Below are 13158 nucleotides of genomic sequence, written 5' to 3' on the forward strand. Positions count from 1 at the left end.
GATGCGTATCGTCATCGCATTGGGCGGCAACGCCCTTTTGCGGCGCGGCGAGCCGATGACAGCCGAGGTGCAACGCAAGAATATCCGCACTGCTGTCGAGGCCATCGCGCCGGTCACGAAGGACCATCAGGTCATCATCACCCATGGCAACGGTCCGCAGGTCGGGCTGCTTGCCTTGCAGGGCGCCGCCTACAAGCCCGACGAAGCCTATCCGCTGGACGTGCTCGGCGCCCAGACGGAAGGCATGATCGGCTATATGCTCGAACAGGAACTTGGCAATGTTCTGCCGTTCGATATTCCAATTGCCACTATCCTCACCATGGTCGAGGTGGATGGCGACGATCCCGGCTTCCAGAATCCGACCAAGTTCGTCGGGCCGGTCTATTCGAAGGAGGATGCCGATCGCATTCGCGGAGAAAAAGGCTGGACCTTCAAGCAGGACGGCGACAAGTGGCGGCGGGTTGTACCCTCGCCGCTGCCGAAGCGAATCTTCGAGATACGCCCGCTGAAATGGCTGCTTGAAAAGAACACCATTCTCATCTGCGCGGGCGGCGGCGGCATACCCACCATGTATGAGAAGGGCAAGGAACGGACGCTCAGCGGCGTTGAGGCTGTCATCGACAAGGATCTGGCCAGCGAACTTCTGGCGCGTGAACTCAATGCCGACCTCTTCATCATGGCGACCGACGCCGAAGCGGTCTTCACCGACTGGGGCAAGCCGACGCAAAAGGGTATTCACGAAGCAACGCCGGAAGCACTCTCGCAATATCAGTTTCCGGCGGGCTCGATGGGGCCAAAGGTGGATGCCGCGTGCAATTTCGCCAAGGCGACAGGAAACTCCGCCGCCATCGGCGCATTGGCAGACATTCCTGCAATTGTCGAAGGCAAAAAGGGTACGATCGTCAGTAGCGGCTTTTCAACCCTAACTTGGCATTGAATGAAGTATAGAAACTCCGGTCTTCGATAAAGATCGGAGTTTTCTTTAATTGGACTTGCGCCGACTCTCAATTCTCTACCGGGGAGACCATGAAGTGAGCGAAACCGAACAAGGTTCGACAAGCAGCGTTCATCCTCCATCCATGTTGGATGCCCTGGTGCCATGTATCGCGCTCATCGTCTTTCTTGCCCTGTCCTATTATCTGTTCGGCGACGAGGCTTCGTCCGGCCCTAACCAGATCGCCCTTGCAATCTGCGGTATGATAGCGGCAGGCGTCTCTTATAAAAACGGGTCGCCATGGTCCGCCGTCCGCGCAGCCGTCGTTGATGGGATCGCAGCCGGCTTACCGGCCATTCTCATCCTGATGGCAGTTGGCGCCTTGATCGGCACATGGGCGCTCAGCGGCACGATCATATCCATGGTCTATTACGGGCTGAAACTTCTCAACCCCGATTATTTCTACGCAACGACCGCCGTCGTTTGCGCTGCTGTCGCATTCAGTATCGGCAGTTCTTGGACCGTCGCGGGCACTATCGGCATCGGCCTAATGGGGGTCGCCGCCCATATGGAGCTATCACCGGCCATCACGGCAGGAGCAGTCATCTCCGGCGCTTATTTCGGCGACAAGGCGTCACCGCTATCCGATACGGTCAATCTGGCGGCAGCGTCAGCCGGATCTGAAATATTCGACCACATCAGGGAATCGCTCTGGGTGTCGATTCCAGCCTTGCTTCTGGCAGTTGTGCTGTTTGGTTTACTTGGCGAGCAGAACGATTTTGACGCCAGTTCTCTTCTCACAAAGATCGACAGCCAGATTCAAGTTTCGCTCTGGGCTTTTCTGCCGTTGCTTTTGGTCTTCGTGCTGTCGGTCGCACGAATTTCTCCAGTCGTGGCGATATTCAGCGGTGCAATGGCAGGGGCGATCCAAGGCGTCATCATGGACCCGCCGCGCGTAATCGCTTTTGCCAATGACGCGACCCTGCCCAGCGCGCTTGCGCTTTTGAAAGGCGCATGGCTGGCGCTTGCCACCGGTTATACGAGTTCCATCGGCGACCACGATATAGACATGATCCTCAGCCGGGGCGGAATGGCCAGCATGATGACGACTATCTGGCTTATCATTACTGCACTTGCCTTTGGTGCGGTGATCGAACATGCAGGCATTCTCAACCGTCTGATCGGTCCGATGATCCGTCGCACCAAATCCGACGCAGGTTTAGTCACCACCGTTGCAGGCACCGCCGTGTTGACGAATGTGGTCACATCCGATCAGTATATTTCAATTGCGCTGCCCGGGCGCATGTTCAAACAGGCCTTTGCCAATCGCGGTCTGGCGCCAGCCCTCCTGTCTCGCGTGATCGGCGACAGCGCAACCGTTACCTCGCCGCTCATACCATGGAACAGCTGCGGCGCTTACATGGCTGCGGCACTTGGGGTGAGTACTACCGCTTATGCAGCCTTTTGCTTCTTCAACATCATCAACCTGCTGATGTCCATTGGCTTCACTCTGCTCGGCTGGCGCGTGCTCCGGGTTGCCCCAAAGGCAGGCGCCTAGCCGATGCTGCTCTCTCCCATTACAAGCGGCAATTTGTTCTATCAGAGCAGCTGACCTTTGAGGTAGCGTTCCAGCGTCCGGGTCGTGCCATCCTGCCAGATTGCTTTCAGTGCTGAAGAGAATGCGGCGACATAAGCAGGATTGGCGGCAAGCGTGCCGAAAATATCATCCATGGAAAGCCACGCAGCCGGATACAGCGCAACATAATCAGGCAGAACTGCGCATGATCAGATGGCTGTCGAGATAGCGGATATCCTCGCCGGTCGCGCTGCTGCTGTCCTGTTCATTGATGCGTGAGAACAGCATATCCAGCCCAAGCTGCGCAATCTGGCGGTAATCCTGGGCAACCGTCGTCAGCGGCGGGCAGGTGAAGCGGCTGAGCGGATGATCGTCATGACCGGCGACCCGCAGATCGCTGCCTTCTTCCCGCCCGACATGACGCCTGCGTTCAAAAGCTGCCGAAATCACACCGAAGGCCAGACGATCATTGGCGCAAAGAACCGTCCGCGTCGGGAAACCGCCGCGGTCGAGAATACGCCCCGCTTCCTGATAGCCGAGTTCTTCGAAGCTCCAGTTTTTCGACGCCATCGGCAGGACGATGGGCTCGATACCGAGCCGTTCCATCGTCGCGATATAGGCAGCGCGGCGCTCAAGCGCGTTCTGGTTGACGGCGGGCATTTCCAGAAAACAGGGATGCTCGCCGGTCCGGCACAGATATTCCGTGATGTTGCCGATGCTGACCCGGTTGTCGGTGCCGACAAAGGGCTGGTCCTCGCCGATACGGCTGTCGAGAAACACCACCGGCATCGAATCGGAAAGGCTGGACAGAAGCTTGGTGTCGGTTTCGAAACCAAGTGGCGCCATCAGGACACCGGCGATCTTGAGCGACATCAGCGAGCGCATGGCGCGTGCTTCCAGCTTGCGCTCGCCATGCGACGACAGAACGATGGTCCAATAGCCTTCGGCAAGGCATCGCAATTCGATCTGGCGAATGATTTCGGCATAAAACGGATCGGAAATATGCGGAACGATGACGCCGATATTCTTCGGCTTCTTGCGGTTGAGGCTGACGGCAAAAATATTGGGCTGATAGTTATGATCCTTCAGCGCCTTCTCGATGCGAGCCCGCGTCGAAGGCTTTACGCTTTCAGGATTATCGAAATATTTCGAGACCGTAGGACGCGACAAACCGCTCGCCGCAGCAAACTCCTCCATCGTCCTGATCTTGTTTTCAGCCATGCTCCGCTTTCCTCGGGTCATTCCCGATCAGACGCTCACTCCACGCCTCAATGTTTTTCCATGCGTAAATTTTTTTCTTCACAGAAGCAACCTGAATTTCGACAGCTCTCAACCCTATTCCCGCTGTAAATGTTGATTTAAGGCAGCGAGAGCCCTTTTCGCTGTACCATGTGGGTTGAATTAAATCGTTATAATTTTTACACGTGAAAAAATATATATTGACACGTTGAACAAGCTCCATCATGTCTAATGAAGCTCGATAACGGGCTGAAGGCGCCTGCCCTTCCGGGAGGTTTGAAGACCGACGCAAAGTGCTGCGGTCCGATGAACCAGCAGGTACTCATCATTCATGTCCCTGTTAGAAGGACAGCCCGGCAGGCGCCGGTTCATACGGAGGAAATCATGTTTCGCACTTCTCTCGGCCGCATTCTCATTTCCGGCGTCGCTCTGGCCATGATGGCGGGCGTTGCCTCTGCCGAAGGCGTTGGCGCATCGCTTCTCACCCAGCAGCATCCGTTCTACATCTCGCTCGCTGACGCGATGAAGAAGGAAGCGCAGGCAGAAAACGTGCCGCTCGAAATCTCCATCGCCAATCAGGATCTGAGCAAGCAGCTCGCCGATGTGGAAGATTTCATCACCAAGGGCGTCGATGTCATCATCATCTCGCCGGTTGACAGCAAGGGCGTTCGCTCGGCCATCAACAAGGCCGAAAAGGCTGGCATCAAGGTCATCACGGTCGATGTTCCGGCCAACAATGTCGATGTGACGTCCTTTGTCGGCACCGACAACTTTGCGGGCGGCGAAAAAGCTGCCGAACTGATGGCGAAATCCATCGGTGAGAAGGGCAATGTCGCCGTCATCGACTACCCGACGGTTCAGTCGGTTGTTGACCGCGTTGAAGGTTTCAAGAAGGGTATCGCCAAATATCCAGACATCAAGATCGTGGCGATCCAGCCGGGCATAACCCGCCCGGAAGCCCTGGCCACCGCGCAGAATATCCTGCAGGCCAATCCGGATATCGTCGGCATCTTTGGCTTTGGCGATGATGCAGCGCTTGCTGCCGCATCGGCTGTGAAGGCCGCCAAGCTCGAAAGCCAGGTCAAAGTGATCGGCTTCGACGGCATGGAAGAAGCCCGCAACGCCGTGAAAAACGACCCGATCATGGTCGGCGTTATCGCACAGTATCCGGACCAGATGGGCAAGGTTGCGGTTGAAACCGCTGCCAAGGTCATCAAGGGCGAGAGCGTTCCGGCCAAGCAGCCGATCGTTCCGGGCGTCGTCACCAAGGACGGCGAAACCAAGTAAGACCGCGTGAAGCAGCGACACTCCTCCCAGTCGCTGCTTCCTTTCAGCGTGTGGCGGCCAGGAAAGCCCCCTTTCCAAGCCGCCACCGCATCCCTTTAGACAGCGCCACTGTGCGACCCCGTTGACATCGGGTTCGTGACAGACTGCGGCAAACGGAGCGTGGAGGCCTCAAAAGTGACAGATCCTGTGACAGCCACCAAATCCGAACAGAAGACGGCAGGAGATACGGTTCTGGAAATTCGCGATGTCGCGAAGTCTTTCGGCCCGGTTATCGCGCTGAAGCGCATGAACCTCACGGTGCGTCGTGGGCGCGTGCATACGCTGCTCGGTGAAAACGGCGCCGGCAAATCCACACTGATGAAGATTCTGGCCGGCGTGTTCAAGCCGACCTCCGGCACCATCTTGCTCAAAGGCGCAGCCTATGCGCCGAAGAACCCGCGCGACGCCCGCGCCAGCGGCATCGCCATCGTCTTTCAGGAATTGAGCCTGTCGCGCAACCTGACTGTTGCCGAGAATATTTTCGCGAACCACGAACCGAGCCGCTTCGGCTTCATCCGCGAGCGCGAGCTGAATGCGGCAGCAACCAGGCTTGTCGCCGATCTCGGACTTCCAGTCGATCCGCGCGCCAAGGTCGGCGATCTTTCGATAGCCCAGCGCCAGCTGGTCGAAATCGCCAAGGGATTGAGCCAGCCTGCGGACGTCGTCATTCTGGATGAGCCGACCTCGTCGCTGTCCGACAGCGAAGCGGAAATCCTGTTTTCGATCATCGAGCGGCTGAAAGCGAAGGGCACTGCGGTCATCTATATTTCGCACCGCATGGAAGAAATCATGCGGCTTTCCGACGACATTACGGTTGTCCGCGATGGCGAATATGTCACAACCGCGGAAAAGAGCGAGACCAGCATCGACCGCCTGATCGCGCTGATGGTCGGTCGCGAGATGAACGATATCTACCCGCCGCGTGAAGCACCGCGTCCTTCAGACAATGTTCCGCCGATTTTGGCGACGAAGAATCTCTCTGTACCGGGCAAATTTCACGACGTTTCTATCGATGTGAAGCCGGGTGAAGTCCTTGGGCTGTTCGGGCTGGTCGGTTCTGGCCGTTCCGATGTGATGAAGGCGTTGTTCGGCATGCTGCGGCCTACGGGCGAAATCCGGCTCGATGGCGAGGTCATCACGCTTGCCTCACCGACCGACGCCATTCGCAACGGCATTGCCTTTGTGACCGAGAACCGCAAGGAAGAAGGTCTCGTTCTTCCGCATAGCGTTGAGCGCAACATCAACATGGTTGGGCTCGGTCAACTGGCGGGGCCTTTCGGCCTGATGCGGTCCAGAGCCGAGCGCGCCGCCGCCAAGGCGGAAGTGCTGCGCCTTGCCATCAAGACAGCATCCATCGACACTGTTGCAGGATCGCTCAGCGGCGGCAATCAGCAGAAGATCGTGCTGGCAAAGTGGCTGCAGACAAAGCCGCGCATCCTCATTCTCGACGAACCGACGCGCGGCGTCGATGTCGGCGCGAAATTCGAAATCTATCGCATTATCCGTGAACTTGCCGCCAATGGCGCGGCGATCCTGATGGTTTCCTCCGAACTGCCGGAAGTGCTGGGTCTCAGCGACCGTGTGGCCGTCATGCATAACAAGCATGTCGCCGCCATTGTCGATGCCGATGGCCTCACGCCCGAAACCGTCATGAGCTACGCAGCAGGAATGCACACATGAGCAATGCACACGACATTCAGAAGAAAGCCGTGGACGCGGAAGTCCGCCGTTCGCTTTTCTCCTCCCCGCTGGTTCGTCAATATGGCGGCATCATCATCTCGCTGGCCGTGCTCTGCGTGGTCTTCGCAGTGTTGAATCCGCGCTTTCTCGCCTTCAACAATTTCATGAACATCATGCAGCAGGTGGCGGTGATCGCCGTTGCCGCTTATGGCATGACCTATGTGATCCTGCTCGGCGAAATCGACCTTTCGATTGGCTCCATCATCGCGGTTTCCGGCATGGTGGCGGCGCAAGCCTTCTCCATGGGCTTCGGCTTTGTGCCGACCGTGGTTTTCACGCTTGCGGCGGGTGCCATCATGGGCGGGCTGAACGGCGTGCTTTCGGCAAAGCTGATGCTGCCATCCTTCATCGTGACGGTTGCAACAATGGGCATCTATCGCGGCATGGTCAGCCTGCCGACCAATGGCGCGCCTGAAATCATCGAAAACGATACATGGCTCGCCATCGGTTCGGAAAACTGGCTCGGCCTGCCGATCATCATCTGGATTGTCGGCGTCCTGTTCATTTTCAACTATGTCCTGCTGTCGAAGACCGTTTTCGGCCGCCGCATCTATCTGTCGGGCGGCAACAAGGAAGCGGCGATCTATTCGGGCATCCGCGTTGACCGCATCAAAATCATCGTCTTCATGCTTTCCGGCGTCATGGCGGCGATCAGCGGCATTCTGCTCTCGTCGCGCCTGTCCTCGGCGCAGACCAATGCGGGCATGGGCTACGAACTTGACGCCATTGCGGCGGTCGTGCTGGGCGGCACCTCGCTTGCTGGCGGCGTTGGCACAATAGTCGGCACCATTCTCGGCGCGCTGATCATCGGCGTCATCAATAACGGCATGAACATGCTGTCGGTGCCCTACTTCTATCAGCTCATCGTCAAGGGTGTGGTCATTCTGGTCGCGGTCTGGCTCGATGTGCGCTCAAAATCCGTACGGACGTAATCGCGGTGCCGCATATGAAAAAGATCATCACCATCGGCGAGATCGTCGTCGAGATCATGGCCGTGGAAACCGGCAACGGTTTCAAATCCGCCATCCCGTTGATTGGCCCGTTCGCTTCCGGCGCGCCTGCGATCTTCATCGATCAGGCGGCCAAGATGGGCCAGCCCTGCGGCATGGTCAGCGCGGTTGGCAATGACGATTTCGGCGCGCTCAATGTCGAGCGCCTGCAAGAAGACGGCGTGGATGTTTCGGCCATCGGCGTGCATCCGACAGCCGCCACCGGCAGCGCCTTCGTGCGTTATCGCCCGGATGGCAATCGCGATTTCATCTTCAATATCAAGCACAGCGCATGCAGCGCGATCGGCCTGACACGGGAGGCTGAAAAGCTGATCGAGACCGCCGATCATTTGCATATTATGGGTTCGGCGCTGTTCTCCGAAGGTATTGTTTCCGCGATCCACGAGGCCACGATCCGCATCAAGGCGAAGGGCGGCACGGTGTCCTTTGACCCGAATATTCGCAAGGAAATGCTGGAACTGCCGGGCATGCGCCAGGCATTGGCCCATGCACTGGAAAACACCGACCTGTTCATGCCGAGCGGCCCGGAAATTTTCCTCTTCACCAAGGCGACCGAGGAAAAGGCCGCCGTGGAAGAACTGCTCGCGCGCGGCATCAAGGCCGTTGTGGTCAAGCGCGGCGCGGAAGGCGCCAGCTATTTCGACCAGTCCGGCGAAGTTTTCGCGACCGCGTTCAAGGTCGATGAAATCGACCCGACCGGCGCAGGGGACAGTTTTGGCGCAGCCTTCGTCACGTGCTGGCTACGCGACATAGCACCAAAGGAGGCGCTCGTCATCGCCAACGCCACCGGCGCTCGCGCCGTTGGGGTCAAGGGACCGATGGAAGGCACCTCGACCATGGCTGAAATTGAAGCCTTCCTGCAGAAAAACGGAGTTCCAGCATGAGCAGCACGAAAGTTCTGAGCGCACTTCCCGCCCGTTATGCAAGCGGCGTTCGCGGTGGCATTACGTCGATCTGCTCTGCACATCCGCTGGTGATCGAGGCAGCCCTTCTTGAAGGCATCGCGACCAGCACGGATGTGCTGATCGAAGCCACCTGCAATCAGGTCAATCAGGATGGCGGCTACACCGGCATGACGCCTGCCGACTTCCGCCGTTTCGTGGAAGATATTGCCGCCCGCGTCGGCTTCGACACAGAACGGCTCATTCTGGGGGGTGACCATCTCGGCCCGAACCCGTGGAAGCATCTGCCAGCCGAAGAAGCCCTTGCCAAGTCGGATGTGATGATCGATGCCTTCGTGCGCGCGGGCTTCACCAAAATCCATCTGGACACGTCGATGGGCTGCGCTGGCGAGCCGGTCGCGCTTCCCGATGCTGTGACCGCCGAGCGCGCTGCGCGTCTGGCCAAGGTATCGGAAGCTGCGGCCCGCGAAGCCGGATACGACCTGCCGGTCTATATCATCGGCACCGAAGTCCCGATTCCCGGCGGTGCGATGGAAGAAATCGAAGAGCTGGAACTGACCAAGCCGGGCGCGGCGGTCGAGACCGTCGCCATTCATCGCAAGGCTTTCGCGGCATTGGGACTGGAAGACGCCTTTGCCCGCGCTATCGGCGTGGTGGTGCAGCCGGGGGTCGAATTCGGCAACGAAAATGTCGCCTTCTACAACAGCGAAAAAGCGACGGCGTTAAGCGCTGTTCTGAGCGAAATGCCGCAATTCGTTTTCGAAGCCCACTCGACCGACTATCAGCCGGTGGAAGCGCTTTCCGATCTGGTTCATGACGGCTTCGCCATTTTGAAAGTCGGCCCCGGCCTGACTTTTGCACTGCGCGAGGCGCTTTACGGTCTCGACCAGATTGCGGCTTTCCTCGACAAGCTGCCGGAAGAAGAAACCCTGCGCGGCAAGATGGAAGCACTGCTTCTGGCCGAGCCCAAGAACTGGGAAAAATATTACCACGGCGATGCCGAAGAACTGCGTCTGCAACGCCATTTCTCCTACAGCGACCGCATCCGCTATTACTGGCCGCATCCGGTCGCGACCGCTGCCGTCGATGCGCTTTTGAAGCGCCTTGAAGGTCGCAAGATACCGGAAACGTTGATCAGCCAGTATCTGGGCACGCTTTATCCGGCGGTTGCCTCCGGTGTCGTTGAGCCGACACCACACGCCCTGATGGTTGAAGCCGTCCGCAATGTTGTGCGCACTTACGGCAAGGCGGTGGCCTAAAATTCAAGAACGGCTTGCACCTCTTTCGGGTGCAAGCTTTTGCCTATTTTTCCGGCGCGAGCCGTGCCAGAAAATCGTCGCACCATCGTGTGACGTCATGCTCCTTCAGAAAATCCATCATGCCGTTAAAGCGCTCCTGCCGCTCCTCCAGCGGCATGGAGAGCGCCCGCGCGATCGCATAGGCGACCGCTTCCGTGTCATAGGGATTGACCAGCACCGCACCGTTCAGTTCCTGCGCGGCCCCTGCAAAGCGCGAAAGCACAAGCACGCCGGGATCATCCGGATCTTGCGCCGCGACATATTCCTTCGCCACAAGGTTCATCCCATCGCGCAGCGGCGTGACCAGCCCCACTTTCGCCAGACGATAAAGCCCGGCCAGAACATCGCGATTGAGAGACCGGTTGATATAGCGGATAGGCGTCCAGTCGAACGTGGCATTCGCGCCGTTGATACGCCCGGCCATTTCCGCCACTTCGCGCTGCATCTCCTTATATTCCGGCACTTCGGTGCGGGACTTCGGCGTCACCTGCAAAAAGGTAACATGACCGCGATTGACCGGATCGATTTTCAGGAAATGTTCAAACGCCTCAAGCCGGTTGGTGATCCCCTTGGAATAATCCAGCCGGTCGACGCCGATGATCAGATCGCGCCCGCTCATGCTATCACGCATGCGCTTGACGGAACTGCTGTTCTGCGTCTTGCGGGCAATATCGGCGAAGGCTTCAGTTTCGATGCCGATACCAAAACTGTCGACGCTGAAACTACGCCCGAAAGCCTCAAACCGCCGAGGTTCGATCGGCTTACCGATCTTTTCCCGCCGCAAACCGCCGATGAAATTCTCGACATCGTTTTCCGTCTGGAAACCAACAAGATCATAATAGGTCAAACCGCGAATAATCGCCTCATGAACCGGCAGCGTCAAAAGCAGATCGGCCGGGGGCCACGGAATGTGCATGAAAAAGCCGATGCGATTTTCCACACCGCAGCGCCGCAATTCTTCGGCGAGCGGGATCAGGTGATAATCATGCACCCAGATTGTGTCGTCGGGTTCGAGCAGCGGCAGCAATTGCTGTGCAAACAGCCGGTTGACCCGGAAATAGCCCGCCATGTCCTTGCGGGTATAGTCTATGAGGTCCAGCCGGTAATGACAGAGCGGCCACAGCATACGATTGGCAAAGCCGGCGTAATATTCGTCGATATCTTTCTTTTGCAGGCTTAGCAGCGCATAGCTGATCGGTCCGACCTGCTTTGTCTCCAATTGATGCGTCTGCTTGCCGGACAGTGTTTCACCAGACCAGCCGAACCAGACCCCGCCGCGCACATTCAAAGCCGCCTGCAACGCGACAGCCAATCCTCCCGCTGGGGCTTTTCCCTGCTTATCCGGCAGGGGAACGCGGTTGGAAACCACGACAAGGCGTCCCACTCGTTTCTCCTTTCAACGTGTTAGAGCGCGTTTCGATCTGATTGAATCAGATCGGCGCTCTAACATTTTTGTTTTTACGCACATCTTATCCGAAAACCGTTTCACACTTTTCGGGATGTGCTCTATTGCTCACCAGCCATTTTGATTACCCATGCACGCAAGGCTTCCGGCGAGGCAACCGTTTCAGTGGACAGGTCGCTGATCGCTTCGCCCACGGCAATGCCCATTCCGCCCAGACCCATCGCCGCTTGCAGCATTGGTATATCGGTAAGATCATCGCCGAACGCGACTGGAACACGACCGGCAAAGGCCTCGCTCTGCATCAGGCGGCGCAAGGCGGCGCCCTTGTCGCCATGGCGCGAACGCAGTTCGAAAACGAATTTCCCAGCCTGAACCCGCCAGTCGGGACCGGCCAGTTTTTCCGCTGCATCGATCAATTCGCGCGCAATGTCTTCCTTCTCAGGCGCAAGCCTGAAATGAACCGCGATTGCATTGCCCTTGTCCTCCACCAGAAGCCCGGCAATGCCCGCTTGCGTTTCAAGAATGAAATCCTTGGCCCGCGCGAATTGTTCACCCGGCTCCAGTTTCTCTACCTGCCCCGATGGCAGCCGGAACTCGGTGCCGTGCAAACCGGCGATGGCGCCTGAATAGGAGGGGAAACGCTTTGCCACGAAATCCAGTGGACGGCCCGTCATCAGCGCCACCGCGCCGGACAGGCGCTCGCGCAATTTTTCCAGGGCGGTCACCAGCGCGGGATCGACTACAACGCTGTCCGGCGTTGGTGCGATATCCAGCAGGGTTCCGTCAATATCGAAGAAAAGCGCATAACCGGAATGAACCGGCGATAATGCCGCAAGCGAAGAGCTCTCTGAATGGGCCGTGGAGAGGTGCATAGGTTCCAAACCTAATACACCGTCAAAAGTTCCACAATTCCACAATCTTATCCGCTACGTTGTGCTATCGCCGGTCAGGCCATGCGCGGCGTTTTCCGTTTGAACAGCACAGCGGCCAGACCGAGGATCAGCGTGCCCGCGATGAACAGGAAGGCTGCAGCGGCAATCGCCGGGCTGATATTTTCGCGGATGGTGGAAAACATCTGCCGCGCCAGCGTTCGCTGGTTTGGTCCCGCGACGAAAAGCGTCAGCACCACCTCGTCCAGCGACGTGGCGAAAGCCAGCACCGCGCCCGAAACCACGCCCGGCATGGCAAGCGGCAAGGTCACCCGGCGAAACACCGTCAGCGGCGATGCGCCCAGGCTTTCCGCCGCCAGTTCCACTCGCCGGTCAATGCCCGCCAGTGCGCCGGTGACGCTCACCATCACAAAGGGGATCGACACAACCGTATGCGCGACGATGACCCCGAAATAGGAATTGGCGATACCGAGCCGCACGAACAGCAGTTGCATGCCGACACCCATCACCACCGCAGGCACCACCATCGGCAGCAGAAACAGCGTGCGGATGGGCCCCGACAGGAACAGCGCCCGATTGCGCAAGCCAAGGGCCGCCATCGTGCCAAGCACAGTCGCCAGCACCATCGTGCCAGTGCCGATGATCAGACTGTTGACGATGGCACGCCGCCAGGCATCCGCCGTTGCCAGTTCCTCGAACCAGCGCATCGACCAGCTTGGCACCGGATAGGTGAGAAACACGCTTGAGGTGAAGGCCAGCGGCAGAATGGCGAATAACGGCGCGACCAAAAAAATGACGGCGGCCACGCCGAAGATGATCTTGACGGAACGGCCCATGG

General features: G+C 58.2%; 12 protein-coding genes. 7 read left to right on the top strand and 5 right to left on the bottom strand.

Annotated elements, in window-relative coordinates; all coding sequences use genetic code 11:
• Window position 1: 1 nt before the first annotated feature.
• The gene (gene arcC / locus JAU75_RS11295; RefSeq protein WP_199056622.1) at window positions 2–937 is read left to right on the top strand and encodes a carbamate kinase; all 936 of its coding nucleotides are present in this window, start codon (window positions 2–4) and stop codon (window positions 935–937) included.
• Between the two features lie 94 nt (window positions 938–1031).
• Window positions 1032–2492: a Na+/H+ antiporter NhaC family protein gene (locus JAU75_RS11300; RefSeq protein WP_199056623.1), complete on the top strand. Its 1461-nt coding sequence runs from the start codon at window positions 1032–1034 to the stop codon at window positions 2490–2492.
• A 41-nt stretch (window positions 2493–2533) separates the two neighbouring features.
• Here JAU75_RS11300 and JAU75_RS24250 read toward each other — a convergent pair whose 3' ends face one another.
• Window positions 2534–2665: a hypothetical protein gene (locus JAU75_RS24250; protein ID WP_371836157.1), complete on the bottom strand. Its 132-nt coding sequence runs from the start codon at window positions 2663–2665 to the stop codon at window positions 2534–2536.
• A 34-nt stretch (window positions 2666–2699) separates the two neighbouring features.
• On the bottom strand, window positions 2700–3731 hold the full coding sequence (locus JAU75_RS11305; RefSeq protein WP_199056624.1) for a LacI family DNA-binding transcriptional regulator: 1032 nt from the start codon (window positions 3729–3731) through the stop codon (window positions 2700–2702).
• Window positions 3732–4133: 402 nt separating this feature from the next.
• Here JAU75_RS11305 and JAU75_RS11310 point away from each other — a divergent pair, with 402 nt between their 5' ends.
• The 5 genes from JAU75_RS11310 (at window position 4134) to JAU75_RS11330 (ending at window position 9986) form a co-directional block, all read left to right on the top strand.
• On the top strand, window positions 4134–5036 hold the full coding sequence (locus tag JAU75_RS11310) for a substrate-binding domain-containing protein (protein ID WP_199056625.1): 903 nt from the start codon (window positions 4134–4136) through the stop codon (window positions 5034–5036).
• A 174-nt stretch (window positions 5037–5210) separates the two neighbouring features.
• Complete coding sequence (locus tag JAU75_RS11315) at window positions 5211–6755, top strand: sugar ABC transporter ATP-binding protein (RefSeq protein WP_199056626.1); 1545 nt, start codon at window positions 5211–5213, stop codon at window positions 6753–6755.
• A complete protein-coding gene (locus tag JAU75_RS11320) occupies window positions 6752–7747 on the top strand; it encodes a ribose ABC transporter permease (RefSeq protein WP_247880456.1) in 996 nt (331 codons plus the stop codon). Before JAU75_RS11315 ends, JAU75_RS11320 begins: the two co-directional genes overlap by 4 nt.
• 14 nt (window positions 7748–7761) lie before the next feature.
• The gene (locus JAU75_RS11325) at window positions 7762–8709 is read left to right on the top strand and encodes a sugar kinase (protein WP_199056627.1); all 948 of its coding nucleotides are present in this window, start codon (window positions 7762–7764) and stop codon (window positions 8707–8709) included.
• Complete coding sequence (locus JAU75_RS11330; protein ID WP_199056628.1) at window positions 8706–9986, top strand: D-tagatose-bisphosphate aldolase, class II, non-catalytic subunit; 1281 nt, start codon at window positions 8706–8708, stop codon at window positions 9984–9986. The genes JAU75_RS11325 and JAU75_RS11330 overlap by 4 nt, the downstream gene beginning before the upstream one ends.
• Before the next feature lie 43 nt (window positions 9987–10029).
• On the opposite strand, the gene otsA is transcribed toward JAU75_RS11330, so the two are convergent.
• The 3 genes from otsA to JAU75_RS11345 all read right to left on the bottom strand — a co-directional run bounded on the left by otsA (window position 10030) and on the right by JAU75_RS11345 (window position 13156).
• Entirely contained in the window at window positions 10030–11409 is a 1380-nt protein-coding gene (otsA, locus tag JAU75_RS11335) for an alpha,alpha-trehalose-phosphate synthase (UDP-forming) (RefSeq protein WP_199056629.1), read from the bottom strand.
• A gap of 122 nt (window positions 11410–11531) precedes the next feature.
• Entirely contained in the window at window positions 11532–12302 is a 771-nt protein-coding gene (gene otsB / locus JAU75_RS11340) for a trehalose-phosphatase (RefSeq protein ID WP_199056630.1), read from the bottom strand.
• Window positions 12303–12376: 74 nt separating this feature from the next.
• Window positions 12377–13156, bottom strand: a complete 780-nt coding sequence (locus JAU75_RS11345) for an ABC transporter permease (RefSeq protein WP_199056820.1) — start codon at window positions 13154–13156, stop codon at window positions 12377–12379.
• Window positions 13157–13158 lie beyond the last annotated feature (2 nt).

The sequence above is a fragment of the Ochrobactrum sp. Q0168 genome (assembly GCF_016427605.1).
GTDB lineage: Bacteria > Pseudomonadota > Alphaproteobacteria > Rhizobiales > Rhizobiaceae > Brucella.

Coding starts and splice junctions, on each gene's coding strand:
- arcC (WP_199056622.1), top strand. CDS start 2: ATGCGTATCGTCATCGCATTGGGCGGCAACGCCCTTTTGCGGCGCGGC.
- JAU75_RS24250 (WP_371836157.1), bottom strand. CDS start 2,665: ATGGATGATATTTTCGGCACGCTTGCCGCCAATCCTGCTTATGTCGCC.
- JAU75_RS11305 (WP_199056624.1), bottom strand. CDS start 3,731: ATGGCTGAAAACAAGATCAGGACGATGGAGGAGTTTGCTGCGGCGAGC.
- JAU75_RS11310 (WP_199056625.1), top strand. CDS start 4,134: ATGTTTCGCACTTCTCTCGGCCGCATTCTCATTTCCGGCGTCGCTCTG.
- JAU75_RS11320 (WP_247880456.1), top strand. CDS start 6,752: ATGAGCAATGCACACGACATTCAGAAGAAAGCCGTGGACGCGGAAGTC.
- JAU75_RS11325 (WP_199056627.1), top strand. CDS start 7,762: ATGAAAAAGATCATCACCATCGGCGAGATCGTCGTCGAGATCATGGCC.
- JAU75_RS11330 (WP_199056628.1), top strand. CDS start 8,706: ATGAGCAGCACGAAAGTTCTGAGCGCACTTCCCGCCCGTTATGCAAGC.
- otsB (WP_199056630.1), bottom strand. CDS start 12,302: ATGCACCTCTCCACGGCCCATTCAGAGAGCTCTTCGCTTGCGGCATTA.
- JAU75_RS11345 (WP_199056820.1), bottom strand. CDS start 13,156: ATGGGCCGTTCCGTCAAGATCATCTTCGGCGTGGCCGCCGTCATTTTT.